The organism is Ignatzschineria rhizosphaerae, assembly GCF_022655595.1.
In the GTDB taxonomy this organism is placed as follows: Bacteria; Pseudomonadota; Gammaproteobacteria; order Cardiobacteriales; family Wohlfahrtiimonadaceae; genus Ignatzschineria; species Ignatzschineria rhizosphaerae.
The window spans coordinates 852467-876929 of the sequence record NZ_CP093379.1 but is presented as its reverse complement, the minus strand read 5'-3'; the positions used below and the strand labels follow the sequence as shown (position 1 = coordinate 876929).

The window sequence follows — 24463 nt, the reverse complement described above, 5'->3', positions numbered from 1 at the left end:
AATAAATCAACAATAACATTCATATTTTCAACAAAATCATTCAAATTTGTGTTTTAAAAAAAACGCATAAAAAAACGCCGGTAAATTACCAGCGTTTTTACAGTTTGATGGAAGTTTTATAAATAAAACCTATCTCTCAAAGATGAACCTACATCTCACCACTTAAGGTTACTAAGATCTTCGATTGTGACTTATCATTAACTAATGCCTCAAAACCATCAGTCACAATCTCTTCTAGTGGGATTTTTTTGGTGATAATGGAGGTGACATCTAATTGCCCTGATCCCATTAAAGCAATGGTTTCTCTAAAGCTTGAAGGGGAATAAGCAATTGAGGAGGTGACTTTAACACCGGTATTAATAAGCTGCATTGGATGCCATGTAATAGGGTTGGCAAAGATAGAAACAATCACGACCATTCCACGCGCTTTTGTCGCGTTAATCGATTGCTCAACAGTTTGCTGAACGCCGGCAACTTCAAAGGTCACATCCGTACCTCTTGGAACAATTTTGCGAATCGCCGCCACAGGATCTTCTTTTCCAGAATTAATGACATGCGTTGCCCCAATAGCTTTCGCCATCTCTAAACGTGACTCAGAAAGATCTAACGCAATCACTTTGGTCGCGCCAGCAGCTTTTGCCGCCGCAATTGTAACTAATCCAATAGGACCTGCGCCAAAGATTGCTACCGTATCACCAAAACGCATGCCGCTCTCTTTAACGGCTTGAACAGCAACTGCTGTTGGCTCAATAAGCGCGGCTGTTTCTAAAGTTAGCGTTTTAGGTAATTCATAAACAGCAGATTCAGGCACATTGACAAAATCAGCAAATCCACCATCGCAATGGAGCCCGATAAAACTAAAGCCATCATAGATGTCATCATATTCACTGCGTTTACCATGCGTTAATGTGGGATTAACAGATACGCGATCCCCTACTTTAAAATTTGTGACTTTACTCCCAACAGCCTCAACAATCCCAGAGAACTCATGCCCCATTGTTAAAGGTGCTTTTCCGCCAGCTAAGAGATCTTCTTTTTCAGTAGGAATAAAGACCGGACCTTCCACATATTCATGCAGATCACTACCGCAAATCCCTGCCCATGCAACTCGTATTGTTACTTCATGATCTTTTAAGGGCTTTAACTCGCGCTCAACCACACGAATATCTTTACTACCATGCCAAACTGCTGCTCTCATAAAATAAAACCTCTCTTATCCTTAAGATTTCAAAATTCATGACCGCCCTTTATCGTCATCTATTACGATTAAATCAGGCTTATCATGCGCTAGAACTTTGAGAAATAACCTTACTGCTTACAAGGTCTATGACTAACTACTACAGCTTCTATTTTACCATATTGATTAGATATAAAATACCAATAGTGATTTTATAATTGTTGATTGTTAAAATTAAATTTAATAATCCTATAAATAATCCTCTAATCTAAATGAGTTACATATCTCTTCCAATACTTTAGTGCTTATAGATACTTTGATCGTTTAAATGAACTATTAAGGAGATCTAATTTATCCTTGCTATCTATTTTCTCTTCAATAAGTTTTAAAAATATCCATAAGGTTAATCATGATATTTAATCAATCTTAAAAATCAGGCATTTTATTTTTTGCAAAACTTAGCTAAACCGATAGAATCAGATAGTCAAGTAAGGAGAGCACAAATGGATGACGTACATCAAGATATCAAAAAAATATTTAGAGATGCCATGGCAACATTAGGTGCCGGCGTCAATATTATTACAACAAATGGTCCTGCCGGAAAATGCGGATTAACGGCAACTGCGGTTGTTTCAATTACAGATTCCCCTCCAACAATGCTTGTATCAATCAATCGCAATAGCGCAACAAATGAGACATTTAAGGCAAACTCACGAATGGCAGTGAATATTTTAAATGCCGATCAACAGCTTGCAGCTGAATATTTTGGAGGAATGCATCCAGTCACGATGGAAGAGCGCTTTGCAAAATTTGACTTTATCGAAGGCAAAGGAAAACTTCCTATTCTTCAAGGCGCAATTGCCAATTTAGAGGGTTCAATCGTGGCTACTCACGAAGTCGGAACACATACTCTTTTTATCTTAGAACTCGATAGTATGCAGATGGCAGATCTTGGCAATGCTTTAATCTACTTTAATCGCGGTTTTCATGAGCTCCCACGCCAGAAAAAAGCGTAGCAGATCGTCTTACTACGCTTTTAACAAAATTATAATACGCTTTAAGGTTTGTTAATCCCAAGGATTAAGCAATTTTTACAACAAAACGTCCCTGAATTTTACCGGCAATCATCTTTTCTGATACCTCGATCACTTGATCGAAATGGATTGTTTTAACACTCTGAGAAATCTCTTCAGATCTGATATTTTCACTCAATAATTGCCATGCCGCTATTCGCTTCTCCTTTGGTGCCATCACGCTATCAACCCCGGCAAGAGTGACATCTCGTAAAATAAATGGCGCCATATTACCGGGAAAATCCATTCCTCTTGCTAATCCACAAGCCGCAACAATCCCGCTATACTTTAATTGTGCGCAAATATTTGCCAAAGGGATCGAGCCTAAAACATCTACGGCAGCTTGGAATCGGGATTTTTGAAGCATCCCTCCCGTTTCATAAAAACTTGCGGCACTTTCAATACGAGTTGCCCCTAAGGATTTAAAAAATACCTCTTCTTCTACTTTAGAGCTTAATGCAACTGCCTCAAATCCCAATTTAGAAAGTAACATCATAGCAACCATACCAACACCGCCCGATGCCCCAGAGACTAATACTTCTCCAGCTTCAGGCTTTATACCATGCTGTAAAAGTCGGTTTACACAAAGAGCAGCGGTATATCCTGCCGTTCCAAATGCCATAACATCAAACATTTGATACGCTTTAGGAACTTTTAGTAAGTTTTTTGCCGGCACATAAGTAAACTCTGCTAATCCCCCAAAATGGTTCTCACTTAATCCTAAACCATTCATAAAGACCTGATCCCCCACTTTTAAAGTAGAATCTGTTGTCTCTACTACTTCCCCTGCAAAATCAATGCCGGGAATCATCGGAAAACGTCTAGCAATCTTTCCTGTATTAGTAATTGCTAAGGCATCTTTATAGTTCAGTGTCGAATAATGTACTTTAACTAGTGTATCTCCCTCTTCTTGCCGTAAAACAGCTTGAGGTATCGATTGTTCGGTGCAGCTAAATCCTTGTTCATCTTGCAAATAAAGGGCTTTAAACATTTTCTCTCCTAAAATATAACATCTTATAATTTTAGGGTAACGTGATCATCTTCGAATGTAAATCTTCTTGTAAATGAACAAAAGTTCACTATGTGAACATTTAAGCCTTTAAAAGTCCCCTTAAACATTAAATATCAATCATTTAGATAAAAAAAAGCCATTTTCAACATAATGTCGAAAATAGCTATAATGACAAGCTTCTTTTTTAATTTGAGGGAATGGAGTACCGCTGTATTTCTCAAAAAAAGTGCTTGCTGCTAGGGAATAGACATAGTGTATCAATCTCTTTTTTCTCTGCCTTGACATAAAACATGTTTTTGCTCGCTTTTTTTATAAATTTATAAATAAATTTCATTAAAAGCGAAAAATATTGTATAGGTAAGTGCTTTTAAATCAATCAGTTTAGTATTGATAACACAATAATCTAACAATAAATTTAAGTTTAGCTCAGTTACATAAAATGCTACATTACAAAGTCCACCTAATAGATAAATCATTCTAATAAATAATCATCATAACTATAAAACGCTCGAGGATATGAGTGATGTTGTCAAAATCTAAAATCTCTAATGCAGCCCTGCTTCTCTCCTCACTGCTTTTAACTATTGGGCGCGGCGCAACACTTCCCTTTATGACAATTTATCTCACACGAGAATATCAGATGGATATTGATGTTGTTGGGGTGGCAATTTCCATCGCCTTAACCGTGGGGATACTGTTTAGTATTGGCTTTGGCATATTAGCCGATAGGGTTGATAAAAAGCGCTGTATGCTCATTGCGATAATAACCTTTATTGCCGGCTTTATTGCAATTCCCTTAATGAATAGCGCCCCCTTTGTTATCCTTTTCTTTGCATTAATTAATTGCTCTTATTCTGTTTTTGCAACTGTATTAAAGGGCTATTTCGCAGATACTTTGCCTGTGCTGATTAAAGCAAAGGTTTTCTCTTTAAATTATACCTTTATCAATATTGGTTGGACGATTGGTCCGCCTATTGGCACTTGGCTCTTAATATATAGTATTAACCTCCCATTTTGGTTGGCTGCTTGTACTGCTTCTCTTCCGATCTTCTTTATTCATCGGTTTGTAGAAAGCACTAAACGTAATACCCATGAAGATGGAAAACCTATCGCCTGGAATCCTTCCGCGATGTTTCATGACCGAGTATTAGCATGGTTTATCATCTCTACCTTTTTAGGCTCTTTAGTATTTGGCTCATTTATTACTTGGATCTCTCAATACGTTATCACCGTTGTTGATAGTGAATTTGCCCAAGCGGTCATTGGGGTCATATTGCCGGTAAATGCTGCGGTTGTCGTTACCTTACAATATGCTGTAGGCAGACGTATTGATCACAAAAATTTAAAATTTCTCATGACTATCGGCACCATATTCTTTGTCGGCGGACTCCTTGGTTTTATGTGGGCAAAAGAGAATCTCTATTTATGGGCTCTAGCGGCTTTCATCTTCACACTAGGTGAGCTTATCTATGCACCAGGAGAATATATGCTCATTGATGGTATTGCCCCAGATGGTATGAAATCAAGTTACTTCTCAGCACAATCTCTTGGCTTATTAGGCGGTGCATTAACCCCGATGATCACAGGATTTGTCTTAACAGAATATCCTCCACAAAGTATTTTCTTACTCTTAATTGGCTTTAGTATCTTAGCTTGGCTGAGTATGTTAAATGGCATGCGCCTTCAACAAAAAAAGCTTAATAACGCTAATGGAATTAAATAAAATTAATATAATAAATCAGGTCTAAAGCCGCCCTATCCGGTATTATGCAAGCTGATTTGATGCATTCTGCATGTTTTACTTATATAGTAATATCAGTTTAAAAATGGCTGGATCAGATTGCCGGCACATTGATTATAAGAAGCACAAGAGCCTTTCCATCCGGCATTGTGCAAGTGGGCTTGATTCACGCTGTACTAAACGGGACTTCTTAAAGTAAATCGACTATAAATAGCGGTAGATCACAAAAAACAAAAAAGCCTTGGCACCGGTTTGAGCTGCAAACGATGCCAAGGCTTTTCTATTTTAAATTCTCAGGAGTCATTTCAAAGAAACATCCCCCACTGAAATGAAAGAGTATTTTAACTTATAAAATCGTTAAATTAGCGTAACTCAATACTAATACTTTACGCCCCGATTTTGAGAACTCAACAATCACGCGAGTACTAGCGCCCGTTCCTTCAAATCCTTGAATGACCCCATCACCAAACTTAGGGTGCTCTACAAATTGCCCAATCTTATAACCATCAATATTATCATCTAATTTTGCCGTATTACGGGTTCTAGCTGCCACTGATTGCGACCCATAACCCCCATAATTACGGCTATTTGTGCCGTAATCACCTAACGTTTGACGAATCTCAACAGCAGGCCCTATCGCTTGGATTAAATGAGGCGGCACATCTCGTAAAAATCGTGAAGGTGGCATTCTTAAGGTTTTTCCATAAATCATGCGCTGCTCAGCCCCTAACATATAGAGAATCTTTTCCGCACGAGTAATTCCCACATAAGCTAATCGGCGCTCCTCTTCGATCCGCCCAATTTCTGTGATTGCTGCATCACTTGGGAACATTCCATCTTCCATTCCTACCAAAAATACAATTGGGAACTCTAATCCTTTTGATGCGTGCAGCGTCATCAACTGGATCGAATCTTCATCTGCTTCAGCTTGCGCATCACTTGAATCTAAAGAGGTTTGCCCCATAAAGGCATCTAACTGCTCATAAGTTGAGAGCGATTTCACATCCACAAGCTCTTCACTAAAGGCAAGCTCGATCTGATCACTCATCATAAAATATTCAGCGGCTGTAATGAGCTCATTGAGGTTATCAATACGATCTTCACCCCGATTTAAGGGCTCTTTTTTGTAATGCGGTTTTAAACCACTTACTTCAATGGCATAGCCAAAGAACTCATCGAGCTTCATCGTTTTCACCTTTTGGCTTAAATCAATAATCTGCTCATAGTAGGCAAGTAAAACATTATGTGCCCTTGTGGAAAGCTGTTGGCTCTCTAATAAAAGATGCATCGAATCCCAAAGGGAAACGCGATTTTGCGCTGCATATTCACGGATAGTCTCAATCGTTGCTTGCCCAATCCCTTTAGGTGGCGTTGTCATACTACGCTCAAGCGAGACATCATCTTGAGGATTTACCACCATTCGAAGGTAAGACATAATATCTTTAATCTCAGCGCGATCAAAGAAGCGCAATCCGCCATAGACGCGATAGGGAATCTGCCCACGAAGGAGTAACTCTTCAAAAAGACGAGATTGTGCGTTCGAGCGATATAAAATCGCAATATCAGATTTGCGATACCCCTCTTTTACTCTCTCTTTGATTGTCTCTACCACAAACCTCGCTTCATCATAACCATCGGTTCCACGATAAGCGATAATCGGCTGCTCTGATTCATTCTCTGTCCAGAGCCTTTTATCTAATCGATCGGCATTTTTTGCAATCACATGGTTCGCTGCTTCTAAAATCGCCTTGGTAGAGCGGTAATTTTGCTCTAAACGAACCGTTGTCACCTCTTCAAAATCTTTATCAAAATTGAGAATATTCTCAATTTTAGCCCCACGCCAGCCATAAATTGATTGATCATCATCACCGACAACAAAAAGATTATGATTTTTACCAGACATTAACTGTAACCAGGCATATTGCACGCTATTAGTATCTTGAAACTCATCTACCAAGACAAATTTAAAGCGCTCTTGATAATGTTTTAAGATCGCAGGATTTGTTCGAAGCATCTCCAGCGTTCTAAGGAGAATCTCTGAAAAATCTACTAACCCAGATTGATCACAGAGCGCTTGATAATCTTTATAGAGCTCAATTAAATTATGCGTGAAAGCATCATTATAAGACTCGATATGCTGCGCACGTCGCCCTTCCTCTTTATGACCATTAATAAAAGAGGCTAAAATTTTTGGCTGATAAAGTTTTTCATCTAAATTACGTGCTCGAATAATTCTTCGGCAAAGACGGGTTTGATCATCACTATCTAAAATCTGAAAATTCTCAACTAACCCAGCTTCTTTATGATGCATACGAAGCATACGGTGACAAAGAGAATGGAAAGTACCAATCCACATGCCACGCACAGAAAACCGAAGCGTATCTTCTAAACGGGTGCGCATCTCAAAAGCTGCTTTATTAGTAAAGGTAACCGCCAAAATGCCAAAAGAGTCAGATTGCTCTGTCTCTAAAAGCCAAGCGATGCGAGAGATCAATACCCGCGTTTTACCAGAACCAGCCCCTGCTAAAACACGGACAGGACCGATAGGTGCGGTGACAGCTTCATATTGACTCTTGTTTAATTTTTCTAAATAACTCATTTATCTTGCCGGAATATTCTATCGTGATATAAAGATGATGGAGGGAGTCGATTCATCAATGCAATCGCTCCAATATATAAAAAGAATGGGCATTCGCTATATGATTTAAAAATAACCCACTATAATAGATAGCGATTATACCTTTTATTGACTTGGAATGAGACAGGAAAAATGATTGATACGAAAACACCAACACGTGAATTGAGCATGACAGTTCTAATGACACCCGATATGGTCAACTTCTCGGGAAACATTCACGGGGGGAATATTCTTAAATTGCTCGATCAGGTAGCATACGCATGCGCTAGCCAATATGCGGGTAGCTATGTTGTAACTCTTTCGGTAGATAAAGTGGTATTTAAACAGCCGATTTATGTACAAGAGTTAGTAACTTTCCATGCCAATGTGAACTACGTTGGACGCACTTCAATGGAAATTGGCGTTCGTGTTGAAGCGAAAAACATCAAAACTCGTGAAGTTCGCCATACCAATAGCTGCTATTTCACCATGGTTGCCATTAACGATAATGGTAAACCAACTGCGGTTCCAAAGCTTGAAATCCGCAATAGAACCGATCAGCGCCGTTTTGATAACGCGGTTCTTCGCCTCAATTCACGCTTAGCATTTGACCAAGCGCAAATTAAAGATGAAGAAGATGAGAATGATGGCTTTAATCAATAAGCTTCAATAAACCTCTATTGATCTAACAATTTAAAATTTGTACCTCAAAGGCAAAACCTTTGAGGTTTTTTTATTTCAATAACCACCATTTCAATTCCTAAATCCAAATAGCATCCAAAACACAACAAAAACATACTAAACATATAACAATTGTTTAAAAAGAATTGTCTTTCTCTATTATTCACGGTATTACTATCTACTGACATCATAAAAAAATGATTAAATTCAACTATCTAATCATGATAAAAGCTATACCAAAGGATAATTTATGCCATTACTACTTAGATCAATTCTCTTAATACTCCTCTCCATCATCTTCTTAACGGGTTGCTTTAATAATAAAGAAGAGGTTAAAACCATTCGTTTTGGAACTTCTTTTGGGCATTTTTCAGATATGGTGCGAGATTCTATTATCCCTGCGCTAGAAGCTGAAGGCTACAAAGCAACTTTAATGGAATTTACGGACGGCATTCAGCTCAATAATGCGTTAAATGAAGGAAGTATTGATGTTAATATCTTCCAGCATGTTCCCTATCTTCGGGGTTATCGTGAACGTAAAGGTCATGAGTTAATTGAAGCTTTTCAAGTTCCTAATGCCCCTTTTGCTATTTATGCAGGACAAAGAACAAGCTTAGACAGTATTGAGCCTAAAGATACGATTATTGTCTCCAATGACCCTAGCAGTTATGGCCGAGCTTTAGTTATTTTAGAGAGTCTTGGCTGGATTAAATTAACTGAAAATATCGATCCTTTAAAAGTCTCTAAAAATGATATTGTGAGTAACCCTCTACAGCTAGAGATTAAAGAACTTCAATCAGATATTTTACCAAGAGCACTTAAAGATGCAGCATTTGGTGCGATTAATGGAGGCGCTGCACTTAATTCTGGTTTAAAAATTGCCGAGAGCTTATCGCTTGAACCCAATGATCTCTATATCAATTGGGGCGTTATTCGAGAGGCAGATCTTAATGAAGACTGGGTACAAGATGTGATCAATGCCTTTCATTCAGAGGCATTTAAAGCTTATAGCTATCAAAATTACCCTGACTACCAATTCCCAAAATCTTGGAGTAAGCCATAAAACTTCCTCTAAAAAGAGGCCGTTTTGTCATATCTACGCCGAAATATTGTGATATTTCGGCGCTATTTTGGCGAATAAAAAAGATTTTTTGCAAGATATGCTAGACATTTTTGTCCTAAATGATGGACAATCCAGCTTTAAAAAAGCCCTAAACTGCATAAAAATTATGCAGAAATAATTCTAAAAATATGCCTTTTAACATAAAAAAATACTTTTTTATAATCTATGAAATGGAAGTAGCCTACCTTAATTTCACCGATAGCCATTGTTATTAAATTTTTGTCAAGTCTAAGGAAGCCCATAAGAATAGGCTATTGAATTAAGTAGTTACTTCCGTATAATCATTAATGTCTAAATAAATAACACACATTTAGGCCGCCAATATGGTAGTTATTCAATTTGAGAAAGTTCGAGTTTTTTTGTGTAATGATTTTGATCATTTTTTCCTCGCTTCTCCCCTCTTATAACCATTGAGGTTATCTGCCAGATTAAAAATTTATTAAATAATGACCCCCTTGAAGGTCACGGACTATTTCGTCTTCAAGAAAAGGAAACTTAATAATATATGGCTGTTATCAGTGTCAAAGATTTGTCTCTTATTTATGGAGCAAACAAAAAACAAGCGGCAACACTTTTAGAACAAGGCGCCTCTAAAGAGGAGATCCTTGAGAAAACTAAAGCAGTGATTGCTGTGAACCAAGCAAATTTCAGTATTAAACAAGGTGAAATATTTGTGGTTATTGGGCTCTCTGGAAGTGGAAAATCTTCACTTTTGAGATGTTTAAATATGCTCAATGTCCCTACAAAAGGCTCTGTCTTTATTGATGATATCGATATCACTAAAGTCTCCAAAAAAGAGCTCATCGATATTCGCCGAGAAAAGATTGGGATGGTATTTCAACATTTTGCACTATTACCCCATAAAACGATCTTAGATAATGTCGCTTTTGGACTGGAGATTAAAAAGCTCTCCGTTGAAGCTCGTCAAGAAAAGGCGCGTGAAGTCCTTAATATGGTAGGGCTTCAAGGCTATGAAGATTCTTACCCGCATCAACTAAGTGGTGGAATGCAGCAACGTGTTGGGATTGCAAGAGCTTTAGCAAATGATTCTGAAATCCTCTTGATGGATGAATCTTTTAGTGCGCTAGACCCATTAATACGCTCACAAATGCAAGATGAGCTGATTGAGATTCAAGAAAAACTCAAGAAAACCATCGTCTTTATCACCCATGACCTAGATGAAGCGCTTAAGCTTGGAGATACGATTGCTATTATGAAAGATGGCGTCATTGTCCAGCAAGATAGTGCTGAGAACATTCTCCTTAACCCTGCTGATGATTATGTCCGCTCGTTTGTGAATGATGTCGATTCAACAAAAGTCATTACGGCTTCTAGATTAATGAAACCTTTTACCGAAAGAATTCATATCGAAAAAGATGGTCCTGCAACAGCCGTTCGCAGAATGGAGCGGGAAAGCCATCATTTCTTACCGGTTGTTTCACGCGGTAATCTCTTCTTAGGATATTTAAGAATTAATACTGCAAGAAAACTCCTTCGTGATAATGCCGAGAGAATCACTCAAGATGATCTTATTAAGATCCCAACGATTGATCAAAATAGCCCCGTATTAGAATCTTTAAGTGATTTTGCAGGCCATACTTATCCGCTTGCTGTTCTTGATGATCGCTTTCGCCCGATTGGCTATCTACGCTACACCAAAGTGGTGGAGATGATGTCAGATGATGAGAATCCCCTTGAAGGTGGAAAAACAAATCACAACTTCAATGTGGATACTGAAAATCAAGAAGTAGGAGCTTAATATGAATATTGAAATAGGAAAATATGTTGAACAATTTGTCGATTGGTTATCGACTGTTGGGCGTCCTTTCTTTGATCAAGTTGCCAATATCATTGGAAGTTCTGTCAAAGGCTTACAATCAGGTTTAAATGCGGTGCCGCCCTTTGTCATGATTATTATCATTACATTACTCGCTTTTTTAGCAATGACGGGCATTCGTCAATTTAAAACCTCGCTTAAAAACTACAAGAAAAGCTTTGGCTTACCGATCTTTGTCATTATTGGCTTACTCCTTGTTTATAGCATGGGTTTTTGGTCACAATTGATTGATACCTTAGTCTTAGTACTTGTTTCAACCATTATTATCTTAATCATTGGTATTCCGCTTGGAATCTTATGTGCTAAAAGCCGTAAGACTGATGCTGTTGTTCGCCCTATTCTCGACTTTATGCAGACAATGCCGGCATTTGTTTACCTCATTCCTGCGATTTTATTCTTCTCTGTTGGGGATGTTCCTGGCGTCCTTGCAACGGTCATCTTCTCACTGCCACCGGCTGTAAGAATGACAACTCTTGGTATTAAAGAGGTGCCTGAAGATATTATCGAAGCATCTTTAGCATTTGGTTGTACAAGCTCGCAAATGCTCTATAAGGTCCAAATTCCCTTAGCAATGCCGACAATCCTAGCAGGTATTAACCAAACGATTATGCTCGCACTTTCTATGGTTGTGATCTGTTCTATGGTAGGCGCTGGCGGTTTAGGAGAGAGCGTTTATGCAAGTATCCAACAAGCTGATATGGCTTTAGGATTTGAAGCAGGTCTTTCTATCGTTATTTTAGCGATTATTTTAGACCGGATCACTCAAGCGATTGGTCGCCAATAACCAATTAGCAATAATTTAAGAGCAATTGTAATGAAGATACGCTCTTTATCAGCGCTCCATTACATGCGCTTATTATAAATAGTGAATAACAATAAAATATAGAGGAAAAAGTCATGAATAAATTATTTAAAACCATTGCAATTGCCGCAATGTCCCTTTTTACGCTTGCAGCGTGTGGCGATGATGATCAAACAAAACCGGTTAAAATTCTCTACCCTAGCTGGGCTGAGGGTGTGGCTATGACTCATTTAGCAGAATATGTCTTAGATAATAAAGGCTATGCTGTTGAAACAACCTTAATTGAGCCAGGACCTCTTTACGCAGCACTATCAAAAGGGGATGCTGATCTTTACTTAGATGCATGGCTCCCCCACACTCATCAAGATTATTGGGAACGCTTTGGCAATAAATTAGAAGTGATTGGCGTTGTCTTTGATGATGCTAGTACGGGACTTGTAGTGCCTGATTATGTAGAGATCGATTCTATTGATGAATTAAACGATAATATCGAGATATTTGATGGCAAAATTTACGGGATTGGCGCTGGCGCTGGTATTCATGGCAATACCATTAAAGCAATTGAAGAATATCCTTTAAATTATGAGCAACTAACCTCGTCAGAGAGCTCAATGATGGCAGAGCTTCGCCGTTCAATTGCCGCTAAAGAACCTGTTCTTATCACAGGCTGGAAGCCTCATTATATGTGGGATCTTTATGACCTTAAAATGTTAAAAGACCCTAAAGAAGTCTATTTAGTAGACCAAATTGAGATCCTTTCACGTCAAGGCTTTAAAGAGGATCATCCTGAAGTTGCCAACTTCTTTAGCCATTTCCAATTCGATTCAGACAAGCTCCATGAGCTTATGGGAATGGTCGGAGAAGATGAGCGCAACCCCAAAGCAGGTGCTCAAAAATTCTATGAAAAATATCAAGCTGAGATTGATAGCTGGTTTCAATAAGTATTAAATCAATGCATTTGAGCCCTTGGTTATCCCCTAGTAAATAACCAAGGGAACTCTAAGAAAATCATAGCTTCTATTAATTATCGATGGTCTTTCAACACAATAACAATAGATATCCGATAGTCATATTAGATAACATGATTGGCTAAAGTGGATAAAACGCCCTGAACTATTATTCACTAAGTAATTCTCGGCAATAGTAAACTACACTCATCACATATTAAGTCTCAAAATTATTGATGAGGCTCAATACTGCAAATATCTGGACTCCTTAACGTGACATTTTGGTTCTATACCATTTTTTGATTAGCTAATAAGCAGCTAGTAAGGAATCCCCTTGTCTTTTTATAGAGATATCTCTTTCTTAAAAAACTCTTAAAAGACCTTTAACATACGAAATCAAAAGGATTATTTTTATAATAATAACGTATGAAACATTTATTAAAAACACTCACAATCACCATTGCAGCACTCTTTTTTGTAGCAGCTTGTGGCAAAGATGATCATCAAAAACCGATTAAAATACTCTACCCTAGCTGGTCTGAAAGTGTGGCATTAATGCATTTAGCAGATGAAGCCCTTACTCAAAATGGCTTTGAAGTTGAAAAAGCACTTGTTGAACCAGGCCCTCTTTTTGCAGCAGTCGCGCAAGGTAGTGCCGACCTTTACCTCACATCATGGCTACCACATACTCATAAAGATTATTGGGAGCGCTTTGGCAAGCAGCTAGATGTTATTGGTATTATTTTTGATGGAGGAGTATCTGGCTTAGCCGTGCCGCAATATGTTGATATTAACTCTATAGAAGAACTTAATGATCATGTAGCGATGTTTGATGGTAAAATTTATGGCGATGGTGCTGGCGCTGGAATTCACGGTTTAACACTTCAAGCCATTGATGATTATGAACTTAATTTTGAGCAAATCGGTTCCTCTGAAGCCTCAATGCTAGCAGAACTTAGACGCGCTATTACCGCAAAAGAACCTGTAATTATTACTAGTTGGAAGCCTCATTATATGTGGGACCTTTATGATATAAAAATGCTAGAAGATCCTAAAGAGATCTATCCTATTGATGAAATTACGATTTTATCCCGTAAAGGATTTAGCGATGATCAACCAGAGGTCACCCATTTTCTGCAAAACTTTAAGCTCGATTCAGATAAACTCCATGAGTTAATTGGTATGGCAAGAAAAGATGAGCGAAATCCTGAGGTCGGCGTAAAAGAGTTTTATCAAAAATATAAAGAAGAGATTGATAGCTGGTTTCAATAATAATTAATCTTCATTATTAACATCAACCTCTTTCAATAATCTCAAAGAGCTCTTAAAATAAGGGCTCTTTTTTATGGTTTTACCACAATCGATAATCGCTAACTTGGCGCTGTTTTGAACATTTATCGCCCAATTTAAGTTACTTAAAACGCCCTTATGTTTCATTAATTTTTGAAATGATAGAAATTTGGTATCATAGCAAAGAAATTAACATTATAAGAATATTGGAGAAGTCATGAGCGCTGATAATAAATTATCCCCAAAAGAATTAGAGTTTGTTCTTCATTGGGGCGAAATGGGAAGCCGTTGGGGCATCAACCGAACGGTGGCCCAAATTCATGCGCTACTTTTTATTCAAGAACAACCAATCTCTGCAGATGCAATTTGTGAATTTTTAGGGATTGCCCGTTCTAATAGTAGCAATAGTATTAAAGAGCTTGAACGTTTAGGATTAGCCAAGCGCTCTCATATCTTAAATGATCGTAAGGATTACTTTGAAACAACGGGAGATGTTTGGGAATTACTTAAAATCATTGCTCGAGAAAGAATCGAACAAGAACTCAAGCCCACAGAAGTAATGCTCACAAACCTGTTGCAAGATCCTGATTTTAAAAATGAGAGAGAAGTCTTTCAAAAACGTGCGAAAGATAGTGTAGATCTCCTTCATTCTCTTATTGGCATTGGTGATCACTTACTAGGGTTTTCAACAACAGGTTTAAAACGCCTCTTTAAAACAAGCTCAGGCTTGATGAAATTCATCTTAGGTGCTCGTAAAGAGGATAAAGCTTAGAATATTGATAGTATAGTAGATTCGGTTTAAGAAATACTATTTAAGATATTAAGGGTACGGAGTGTGTTAAATTAGCCTGCACGATGCCGGATAGAACTATTCTTGCGCTTCTCATAACTGATGCGCCGGCAATCTGACTCAGTCGCTTTTAAACCGATTCTACTATAAAGCCAATTCTATTTTATGTGGCATAGTGATTTCTAAATAAAATAGGGGATCAAAATTTATTAGTTAGCCATCCTCCTAAAATAGATTGACGAACAGTTGGGTCGAATGCTTGCTTGTTTTTTGGCATTACGTGCCTGCAGTTTTAAACCTTTTCGGTTCGCATCTGAATTTAATGCGTAATAGCTATAAAATCGGTTTAAGAAAAGTAAGTCTTAAACCACTGATACAGGATTTTAGAAAGAACGAAATATTCCCGCCTTGCATAAATCTATAAATATATGTATTAAACAATGCTTGCAAGATGCCAAATAGAACATGTTTCTTATTGTTAATAGCGATGCGCCGGCATTTTAATTAGCCTATTTTGAATTTTTTTAGGATTCTTCAAAGCCAAAAGGGATCACATCTTTAATCTCACTGCTTCCTTTCATTGCCATCAATAATCGATCAACGCCAAGCGCAACACCGCTACAAAATGGGACTTGATCTAATACTTCTAATAATAGCTCATCAATCGGCACAGCATCATAACCAATGTTTGTACGCTGAATGTTCTCTGCCATAAAACGTGCCCGCTGCTCTTGACTATTTGTCAGCTCTTCATAACCATTAGCGAGTTCAAGACCTTGCCAATAAGCCTCAAAACGCTTCCCCACAGGATAACCATCAATCGTGACGATTTTAGATAATGATGCCTGACTTGCAGGATAATGATAAAGCATGGTAATTTTTTCAGGATCAAATGCCGGCTCAATAAGATGTGAAACAATAAGATCTAATGCTTCATCTCGATCTCGAAGTTCAAAAGTTAAGGCAATGTTCTGCGCTTGAATTAACGCTACAAGCGCCTCAAGATCCATCTCAAATGGATTCACGCCTAAAATCTTTTTAAAAGCCTCTAAGTAGCTATAAAACTCTACTTCAAGGGCCTTGCCACTCACCAATTTAATCAATGAAATAACTTCTTGCATTAAGCGCTCTAAATCATAATCTAAGCGATACCATTCTAGCATCGTAAATTCAGGATTATGGCGCTTACTGATCTCACCATCACGAAAAACTTTGCCTAAATAGTAACAAGAGCCAGCACCATAGGCGAGTAAACGCTTCATGTGATATTCAGGTGATGTGATCAAGAACATTGAATGCTGGTAGAGTTTGCCTGGGCCATTATAAGGCGTGATAAAGTTTAAAAGCGCAGGATCAGGATTACCAAATTGACTCATAATCGGCGTATCCACTTCAACAACTTTTTCCTCAAAAAAATAGTCCCGGATCGTTCTTAATATCTGCCCACGAAACCATAACTTCTCTTGTAAAGTTTGATTCTGTGTTACTTGCTCTGCCTTCACTGCCATTTTTATTCTCATTTAAAGTGTAAAAAAACGATTTTTTCTCAAATTCATCCATCGTCATATTGCCGTATAGAACAATTATTCTTATTTTTTTGTAAATTACTCCCGGCAATATATGCAAATAGTTGTGAGAGTTTAGTATAACGCAGATCCTCAATCAAGGCTGGTTTTAACCCTATTATAGCGCTCTGATATCCCCCTTTATAATCGTCATTTTCTAAAGGCAATAAGATCCCATATAAGAATGGAAGCACTTACTACTTGCAAATAAGAATAATTGTTATTAGTATATGTAAAAGCATCGTTAATAAGAGGAATTTATCATGTACATTTGTCTTTGCAATGGGATTACCGATAAGGCAATCGTTGAAGCTGTTGAAAACGGCGTTACAACATTTGAAGCACTACAAGCAGAACTTGGTGTCGCAACCGGTTGTGGTTCTTGTGCTGATATTGCTAAAAGTCTACTTCCTGGTGAGGCTTCACCGCTTAGTCAAAACATGCCTATTCCTCAAGCTTATGAATTAAGATAATATCTGTCATCATCAGATTAAATCTCCTAAACTCCACCTTAATCACATAAGCGATGACAAGCAAACAAGTTTGCTTACTCAAAGAATATATAGCTAACATCGATGTTTTAATATGAAAAAGCTCAGAAAATTTAATTTCTGAGCTTTTTTATGGCAATGAATAATCTAAACTCTAACTATCGATATCCATTTTTAATAATACCCCTACATCAAGACAATGCTATTTTTCTAGATGCTTTTGAAGATAAACTTCAAGCCCCATAAGTTCAATATTCTCTTGTTGTGTTTCGATCCAATCGATATATTCTTCACTTTCATCGAGCATTTTCTCTAAAAGATCACGAGATACATAATCTTGAACTTCTTCAAAATGAGTAATAGCGTCTACTAGCGTTGTACGCTTTTGATATTCTCGATCTAAATCACATTTTAATATTTCCGGAACATCTTCTCCGATGAGAAGTTTCCCTAACTCTTGTAAGTTTGGTAAACCTTCTAATAGTAAAATACGTTCAATCACATCATCCGATTCTTTCATATCTTGAATCGATTTTTTATAAATCGGATGACCTAATTTCTCAATGCCCCAATTCTTCAAAATACGTGCATGAAGAAAATATTGGTTAATGGAGATCAAATATTGACCTAATACCTTGTTTAAATGCACTAATACCGTACGCTCTATTTTCATAACTTTCTCCTTCCCTATCTGATTTTTCTAATGATACTTATCAATAACAGAGAAAATTTAAGCTAATTGATTTTGAAGATAGAGTGGAAGTGAGATTGTTTTGATTAAACGAAGCTGTTTCTCTAACCAGTGTGCGTGGTCTTCTTCAGTATCTTTCAACTGAACAACTAACATATCACGAGTAACATAATCTTGTTTCTCTTCACAAAGCGCAATGCCTTTTTTAAGCGCTTCACGCACTGAAAGCTCAAGGTTTAAATCACTTTGTAACATCTCTTCAACGTTTGCACCGATATGAATCTGATCTGGCACCATTTTTGGCGTACCTTCAAGCAATAAGATACGGGCAATAATTTGCTTTGCGTGATCCGTCTCATCATCCATTTCATGAAAAATACGCTCATAGAGTTTCATATAACCCCATTCTTCATACATCGATGAGTGAATAAAATACTGATCTCTTGCCGCTAACTCACCTGCTAAAAGTACGTTTAAGTAATCGATAACTTCTTTATTCCCTATCATAATGAAATTCCTTTATTTTGATTAATGAAGTTTTAATAAAATTGACCAATACATTATAACAATTATCCTAGGCATTACGAATCGAGATTAATCTCTCTAATCAACAGGTTACAAACAAAAATGATTCACAAACACCGATGAGTGATGATCAAGCATAAAATATCTAATAAGCCTGAATAAACAAGGTCTTATAAATCACACCTGTTGATAGATAATAATAACTAACAAATCAGAAGTACTAATTTCTCATAAAAATGCGCAATATTTACGCACTTTATTTAATATATATTATCTTTACCCTCTCCAAGAACGATCAATCGCCTCTCTTAAATCCTCTTTTAAATGATGTTTTTCCTAAAAAGAGGTATCATTTTATTTTAAAATATAACCGACTGTTAATAATGGATTTTAAATATGCGTCAATTTGAAGGTGTTAAGCCACTATTTTCTTATCGCAAATATTGGGCTCACCGTTTTGGAACTGCACCTTTTCTCCCCACAACCCGAGAAGAGATGGATCTTTTAGGTTGGGATAGTTGCGATATTATCTTCATCACAGGTGATAGCTACATTGATCACCCAAGTTTTGGCACGGCGATATTAGGCCGATTACTAGAAGCACAAGGTTTTCGTGTGGGAGTGATCTCTCAACCAAACTGGCGATCTTCAAAAGATTTTGAAAAACTAGGTACACCGAATCTCTATTTTGCCGTCAATTCTGGCAATATGGACTCTATGGTCAATCACTATACCGCTGATCGTAAAGTTCGCCGTAATGATGCTTATACTGCCGGAGATATCAACGGTAAACGCCCAGACAGAGCTGTGATTGTTTATACCCAGAAACTACGTGAAATTGAAGCTTTTAAAAAAACGCCGATTATTATTGGGGGGATAGAAGCCTCCTTACGCCGAGTTGCACATTATGACTACTGGTCTGAAACGATTCGCCGCTCGGTCTTAATAGATAGTGCTGCCGATATGCTTCTCTTTGGTAATGGCGAGCGATCTATCACTGAATTGAGCCATCGTTTAGCATCAGGTGAAACAATTGATCAAATCACCGATATTCGAGGATCATCCATTATTAAAGCGCATCAAAAACATCATTTTGATCGTCATGAATTAGATTCTACGCACTTTGATCATGTGGGTAAAATCGATCCTTATATTAATCCTTATGGGATTTCTGATGCTAAAGAGTGTGAAACCAATGTGGCACTAGAAGCACCGACAAAAGCACAAGCTCAATCAACGCTTAAAAACGAAAATATTAGCCGGACGGATCTGACCATTCGTCTGCCAAGCTTTGATGATGTTTCATCAACGCCGGCACTCTATGCTCATGCTAGTCGTATTTTACATCTAGAAACCAATCCTTTTAATGCACGCCCAATGGTGCAGCAACATGGGGATATTGATGTTTGGATTAACCCGCCCCCCATACCACTTTCAACAGAAGAGATGGATGCTGTTTACGCTCTCCCCTTTGAGCGTGCGCCGCATCCTAGTTATGGAGATGCACATATTGCGGCATGGGAGATGATTAAACACTCCGTTAGTATTATGCGCGGCTGTTTTGGTGGCTGCTCTTTCTGCTCAATTACCGAACATGAAGGGCGTATCATTCAGAGCCGATCTGAGAAATCAGTACTTAACGAAATTGAAGAAATCCGCGACCGCGATCCAGACTTTAAAGGCTATATCTCAGACCTTGGTGGTCCAACAGCCAATATGTATCGCTTAGCTTGTAAAGACCCCAATATTGAAAAGCATTGCCGTAAACTCTCTTGTGTTTATCCTGGCATTTGCCAAAACCTCAATACTAATCATAAACCTCTGATTGATCTTTATCGAAAAGCTCGTGAACTTCAGGGGATTAAGCGGGTTCATATCGCTTCAGGTGTTCGTTATGATTTAGCTGCGCAAGCGCCTGAATATATCAAAGAGCTGGTAACCCATCATGTAGGCGGCTATCTCAAAATTGCGCCAGAACATACAGAAGAGGGACCGCTTTCTAAAATGATGAAGCCATCAATGAAGGCTTATGATGAATTTAAGGTCCTTTTTGAGAAATACTCAAAAGAAGCAGGAAAAGAGCAATATCTCATCCCCTACTTCATCGCAGCACATCCTGGAACTACAGATGAAGATATGCTTAATCTTGCACTTTGGCTAAAAGCGAATGATCTTCGAGCAGATCAGGTTCAAGCCTTTATGCCAACCCCAATGTCTGTTGCAACTGCCATGTATTATTCTGAGCGAAATCCGCTAAAACCTATTCGTAAAGACTCAGAGCAAGTAGGAACTGCTAAAAGCCTAAAACGCCGGCAAATTCATAAAGCGTTCTTACGCTATCATGATCCTAATAACTGGCCACTATTAAGGCAAACGTTACGCTATATGGGAAGAGCTGAACTCATTGGCGCGGGCAAAGAGTGCCTTATCCCTCAAGAGAGCCGACGGGAGCGAGAGCGTGGTCATAGTGGGCGTTCCTCACAATGGACTAACCCGCGAAATAGCCGTAACGATCAGCAAAGCTCCCGAGGTAAGCGCTTTACAACCAATCACCAAGGAATTGCCAGAAATCGTCAATCTAATGAGCGTCATAAACCTTCTTAGGTTTTTAATCTCAAACTTTCATAACTAAAACAAAAGCCCTTAAACGCTCTCTTTAAGGGCTTTTACTATTCAAACTATCAAGGTATAAAAGTATTTAGGATGCTTCTGTTAAATCGACCACTTTGGCATCAGGAGCATTTTTGGCAACAGAGGCGATCCCATTATCTCGTCCTGATTCTGTTTTATAACTTTGACTTGTTCCTATCACTTGCCCATTCGTTGCTTTAAGGTTAAATGAATATTTACCGCTATCTGAGGTTTTTTTCTCATAACGATTTATCTCTGGGGCATTTTTTTGCACCGAAGCAATCCCTTTGTGACAATTAGCTTTGGTGGTATAACCTTCACTACCGAGGATAATCTCCCCATTTCCTGCTTTAAGACGAAAATAGAACTCATTATTTTTTGCTAAAAATATTTCAAATTTACCACTCATAAAAAACCTCCAGGGTTTCCAATTGCATCCATGGTTTTAGCTCAAAATCAGTAAATATGCTTTGCCCATATTTCACTCATTCGCTTAATTTTGATTATAAAATGAAGCCTCTAATAATTCAAATTAAGTCATAATATTTATATAAATGAAAAGCTCTATATAAAATATTCTTTTACCGCTTTAATAAAAGGGCCTTTTTGTATAAAGAGTCATCAGTCGATACCTTTATATATTCATCCTTTTAGGGTCTATACCCATTCATTAATCATAAAAAAACGCCTTATTCTGCATGAGAATAAAGCGTTTTTCTTATCATGTAATCATCAACTCTTTGATAATAAAATCTAATGCTTGTTAAATGCGATTTCCTACAATGAGTCTTCACGCTCTAAAAGAATATTAAGCATTCTGCGAAGTGGCTCTGCTGCGCCCCATAAAAGCTGATCTCCAACCGTAAAGGCATTTAAGAATTCAGGACCCATATTCATTTTACGAAGACGCCCGACAGGAACCGTCATTGTGCCTGAAGTCGCTGCTGGCGTGAGCTCTTGCATCGTAATATCTCGATGATTTGGGACCACTTTAACCCAGCGATTACTCTCTTTAATCATCGCTTCAATATCTGCAAGTGGCACATCCCGATTAAGTTTTAAGGTTAAACCTTGCGAGTGACAACGCATAGCACCAACACGAACACAGGTACCATCAATTGGCACCTGTTTTTCTAACTGAAGCAGCTTATTACTTTCCGCCATTGCTTTCCACTCTTCACGGCTTTGCCCATTTTCAAGCTCAGAGTCAATCCAAGGAATTAAGCTTCCGGCAAGTGGTGCCCCAAAACGAGCCTTTGGATATTGATCTGTTGCAAATGAATCTGTGATCATCTGATCAATCTCTAAAATACTTTTCGCAGGATTATAGAGATCTTTACTTACTAAACCATGAATCGCGCCCATCTGCTCTAAGAGCTCTTTCATATTTTGTGCGCCTGCACCTGATGCTGACTGATAAGTCATTGATGTTGCCCAATCCACCAAGCCCTCTTTAAAAAGAGACCCTAGCGCCATAAGCATTAAGCTTACTGTACAGTTTCCACCAATAAAGTTTTTAACGCCTTTATCAATGCTCTTATCAATAATATCGCGATTTACAGGATCTAAAATAATCATCGCATCATCATTCATACGAAGCGAAGATGCTGCATCAATCCAGTAACCGTCCCAGCCTGTTGCTCGAAGCTTTTCAAAAACCGCAGAAGTATAATCCCCTCCTTGGCAGCTGATAATAATATCTTGTGCGTGAAGTGCATCAATATCAAAAGCATCTTTTAATTTTGGCTCATAAGTGCCGGCAACCACTGGCGCTTCACCGCCAGCATTTGAGGTTGAGAAAAAGGTGGTGTGAATTCCCGCAAAATCATTTTCCGTAATCATTCGATCCATCAAAACAGAACCAACCATTCCACGCCAACCGATTAAACCCAACTTTTTCATGCTCTACCCTTTAAAATATTCTTACAATATTTCGTAATATATGATTTATCGTTACTACCACTTGCCTATATATTCATAGGTCTTTCACTGCTTTCATGCATAAACATACATGAATTTTTAAGTTATCTATTTAAATAGTTTTGAATATGTTATTGATCAAAGCTTATGCTATAAAACAACACCAATATCATGGGTGATCATATCGGTTTTGAATGTTTGTAACTTAAAATAATGGGTAACTACTCGAAGTTACGGTTAAGCCCAATCACGGCTTAACACAACATTTACTGCCTGTTTGAGATCTGTAAAACAGGCAGTATCCTTAGGTATAATTCTTTTAAATCAAAACATTAATATCTATTAACATACAAATATTCAAATCTATCTTTTTAACTTATGCATTAAGCGCTGCTAATACCGCTTCGCCCATCGCTTTACAACCAATAACTTTCTCATCTTTTGTTGCAATATCTTTGGTGCGGAATCCTTGGCTTAAAACAGTCTTTACCGCATTTTCAATTTCATCAGCAATATCATTACGATTAAAGCTATAGCGGAACATCATGCCCACAGATAAAATAGTGGCAAGAGGATTGGCAATATCTTTGCCGGCAATATCAGGTGCTGAACCATGAATTGGCTCATAAAGCCCTTTATTGTTCTCATCCAGTGAAGCTGATGGTAACATTCCGATTGAGCCTGTTAACATTGATGCTTCATCTGAGAGAATATCTCCAAAGATATTCCCCGTTAACATTACGTCAAACTGTTTTGGCGCACGCACTAACTGCATTGCCGCGTTATCGACTAAAAGATGTGTTAATTCTACGTCTGGGTATTCTGCTGCAACTTCCGTCACCACATCACGCCATAATTGCGTGGCTTCTAAAACATTCATTTTATCAATAGAGCAAAGACGCTTGTTACGCTTTTGCGCTGCTTGGAAAGCCACATGAGCAATACGGCGAATTTCTGATTCTGAATAGATCATGGTATTAAAGCCAACACGCTCACCATTACGCTCTTCAATCCCACGAGGCTGACCAAAATAGATATCCCCTGTTAACTCCCGGACAATCATAATATCAAGGCCGGCAACGAGCTCATCTTTCAGGCTTGATGCATGTGAAAGCTCTTTAAATACCTGTGCTGGGCGAAGGTTTGCAAAAAGATTTAACTCTTTACGGATTGCGAGTAACCCTTGCTCTGGACGAATATTTCTTGGCAATAGGTCATATTTAGGCCCTCCCACAGAACCTAAAAGAATCGCATCTGCCGCTTTTGCTTTTTCTAGCGTTTCAGCAGGAAAAGGATGACCTGTTTCATCAACCGCAATACCCCCAATTAAGGCACGATCCACTGAGATATTCAGCGCATGTTTTTTAGCAACAAAATCTAAAACCTTCTCCGCTTGTCCAACAATTTCAGGACCAATACCATCACCCGCTAAGATTAATACTTTCATTTTACAAGAACTCTCCAGATCTCAAGTTCATGAGTAATGTTTAAAGGTTTAACTGCTTTTAACACTACTCGATTATTCTTCTCATACTTCAATTAGTATAAGC

The 24463-nt window shown here is 38.1% G+C and carries 20 protein-coding genes; 11 read left to right on the top strand and 9 right to left on the bottom strand.

The annotated features are described in order from the left end of the window. Window positions 1-148: 148 nt before the first annotated feature. Window positions 149-1198: a 2,3-butanediol dehydrogenase gene (locus MMG00_RS03805; RefSeq protein WP_242151646.1), complete on the bottom strand. Its 1050-nt coding sequence runs from the start codon at window positions 1196-1198 to the stop codon at window positions 149-151. Window positions 1199-1680: 482 nt separating this feature from the next. Here MMG00_RS03805 and MMG00_RS03800 point away from each other — a divergent pair, with 482 nt between their 5' ends. Further along, complete coding sequence (locus MMG00_RS03800) at window positions 1681-2193, top strand: flavin reductase (protein ID WP_242151643.1); 513 nt, start codon at window positions 1681-1683, stop codon at window positions 2191-2193. A gap of 64 nt (window positions 2194-2257) precedes the next feature. Here MMG00_RS03800 and MMG00_RS03795 read toward each other — a convergent pair whose 3' ends face one another. Next, on the bottom strand, window positions 2258-3241 hold the full coding sequence (locus tag MMG00_RS03795) for an MDR family oxidoreductase (RefSeq protein WP_242151639.1): 984 nt from the start codon (window positions 3239-3241) through the stop codon (window positions 2258-2260). A gap of 544 nt (window positions 3242-3785) precedes the next feature. Between MMG00_RS03795 and ydeE the strand changes: the two genes are divergently transcribed. After that, entirely contained in the window at window positions 3786-4985 is a 1200-nt protein-coding gene (gene ydeE / locus MMG00_RS03790) for an efflux MFS transporter YdeE (RefSeq protein ID WP_242151636.1), read from the top strand. 364 nt (window positions 4986-5349) lie between these two features. Here ydeE and uvrD read toward each other — a convergent pair whose 3' ends face one another. Continuing rightward, window positions 5350-7602, bottom strand: a complete 2253-nt coding sequence (gene uvrD, locus MMG00_RS03785; protein WP_242151633.1) for a DNA helicase II — start codon at window positions 7600-7602, stop codon at window positions 5350-5352. Between the two features lie 171 nt (window positions 7603-7773). Here uvrD and MMG00_RS03780 point away from each other — a divergent pair, with 171 nt between their 5' ends. The 7 genes from MMG00_RS03780 to MMG00_RS03750 all read left to right on the top strand — a co-directional run bounded on the left by MMG00_RS03780 (window position 7774) and on the right by MMG00_RS03750 (window position 15072). Continuing rightward, window positions 7774-8283 carry an acyl-CoA thioesterase gene (locus MMG00_RS03780; RefSeq protein WP_242151631.1) on the top strand — a complete coding sequence of 170 codons (510 nt, stop codon included), beginning with the start codon at window positions 7774-7776 and terminating at the stop codon, window positions 8281-8283. Between the two features lie 268 nt (window positions 8284-8551). Then, window positions 8552-9364, top strand: a complete 813-nt coding sequence (locus MMG00_RS03775; protein ID WP_242151628.1) for a MetQ/NlpA family ABC transporter substrate-binding protein — start codon at window positions 8552-8554, stop codon at window positions 9362-9364. A 565-nt stretch (window positions 9365-9929) separates the two neighbouring features. Continuing rightward, window positions 9930-11183, top strand: coding sequence for a quaternary amine ABC transporter ATP-binding protein (locus MMG00_RS03770; protein WP_242151625.1), 1254 nt, complete (start codon window positions 9930-9932; stop codon window positions 11181-11183). A 1-nt stretch (window position 11184) separates the two neighbouring features. Then, window positions 11185-12045: an ABC transporter permease gene (locus MMG00_RS03765; RefSeq protein ID WP_242151622.1), complete on the top strand. Its 861-nt coding sequence runs from the start codon at window positions 11185-11187 to the stop codon at window positions 12043-12045. A gap of 113 nt (window positions 12046-12158) precedes the next feature. After that, complete coding sequence (locus MMG00_RS03760; RefSeq protein ID WP_242151619.1) at window positions 12159-13004, top strand: glycine betaine ABC transporter substrate-binding protein; 846 nt, start codon at window positions 12159-12161, stop codon at window positions 13002-13004. Between the two features lie 432 nt (window positions 13005-13436). Further along, window positions 13437-14282 (top strand): glycine betaine ABC transporter substrate-binding protein, encoded by an 846-nt coding sequence (locus tag MMG00_RS03755; protein ID WP_242151618.1) that lies wholly within the window; start codon window positions 13437-13439, stop codon window positions 14280-14282. Window positions 14283-14517: 235 nt separating this feature from the next. Further along, a complete protein-coding gene (locus tag MMG00_RS03750; protein ID WP_242151615.1) occupies window positions 14518-15072 on the top strand; it encodes a GbsR/MarR family transcriptional regulator in 555 nt (184 codons plus the stop codon). A 542-nt stretch (window positions 15073-15614) separates the two neighbouring features. Here MMG00_RS03750 and epmA read toward each other — a convergent pair. Beyond that, entirely contained in the window at window positions 15615-16598 is a 984-nt protein-coding gene (gene epmA / locus MMG00_RS03745; RefSeq protein WP_242151611.1) for an EF-P lysine aminoacylase EpmA, read from the bottom strand. A gap of 320 nt (window positions 16599-16918) precedes the next feature. Between epmA and MMG00_RS03740 the strand changes: the two genes are divergently transcribed. Continuing rightward, window positions 16919-17128 carry a bacterioferritin-associated ferredoxin gene (locus MMG00_RS03740; protein ID WP_242151608.1) on the top strand — a complete coding sequence of 70 codons (210 nt, stop codon included), beginning with the start codon at window positions 16919-16921 and terminating at the stop codon, window positions 17126-17128. 220 nt (window positions 17129-17348) lie between these two features. Here the strand turns inward: MMG00_RS03740 and bfr (MMG00_RS03735) are convergent, their stop codons facing one another. Next, complete coding sequence (bfr, locus tag MMG00_RS03735) at window positions 17349-17819, bottom strand: bacterioferritin (protein ID WP_242151606.1); 471 nt, start codon at window positions 17817-17819, stop codon at window positions 17349-17351. Window positions 17820-17876: 57 nt separating this feature from the next. Further along, window positions 17877-18344, bottom strand: a complete 468-nt coding sequence (bfr, locus tag MMG00_RS03730) for a bacterioferritin (RefSeq protein ID WP_242151588.1) — start codon at window positions 18342-18344, stop codon at window positions 17877-17879. 414 nt (window positions 18345-18758) lie between these two features. On the opposite strand from bfr (MMG00_RS03730), the gene MMG00_RS03725 reads away from it, so the two are divergent. Next, the gene (locus MMG00_RS03725; RefSeq protein ID WP_242151585.1) at window positions 18759-20966 is read left to right on the top strand and encodes a YgiQ family radical SAM protein; all 2208 of its coding nucleotides are present in this window, start codon (window positions 18759-18761) and stop codon (window positions 20964-20966) included. Between the two features lie 94 nt (window positions 20967-21060). On the opposite strand, the gene MMG00_RS03720 is transcribed toward MMG00_RS03725, so the two are convergent. The 3 genes from MMG00_RS03720 to leuB all read right to left on the bottom strand — a co-directional run bounded on the left by MMG00_RS03720 (window position 21061) and on the right by leuB (window position 24360). Beyond that, window positions 21061-21402: a YegP family protein gene (locus MMG00_RS03720; protein ID WP_242151582.1), complete on the bottom strand. Its 342-nt coding sequence runs from the start codon at window positions 21400-21402 to the stop codon at window positions 21061-21063. A gap of 368 nt (window positions 21403-21770) precedes the next feature. Continuing rightward, on the bottom strand, window positions 21771-22895 hold the full coding sequence (gene asd, locus MMG00_RS03715; protein ID WP_242151577.1) for an aspartate-semialdehyde dehydrogenase: 1125 nt from the start codon (window positions 22893-22895) through the stop codon (window positions 21771-21773). A gap of 394 nt (window positions 22896-23289) precedes the next feature. Next, complete coding sequence (leuB, locus tag MMG00_RS03710; RefSeq protein WP_242151574.1) at window positions 23290-24360, bottom strand: 3-isopropylmalate dehydrogenase; 1071 nt, start codon at window positions 24358-24360, stop codon at window positions 23290-23292. Window positions 24361-24463 lie beyond the last annotated feature (103 nt).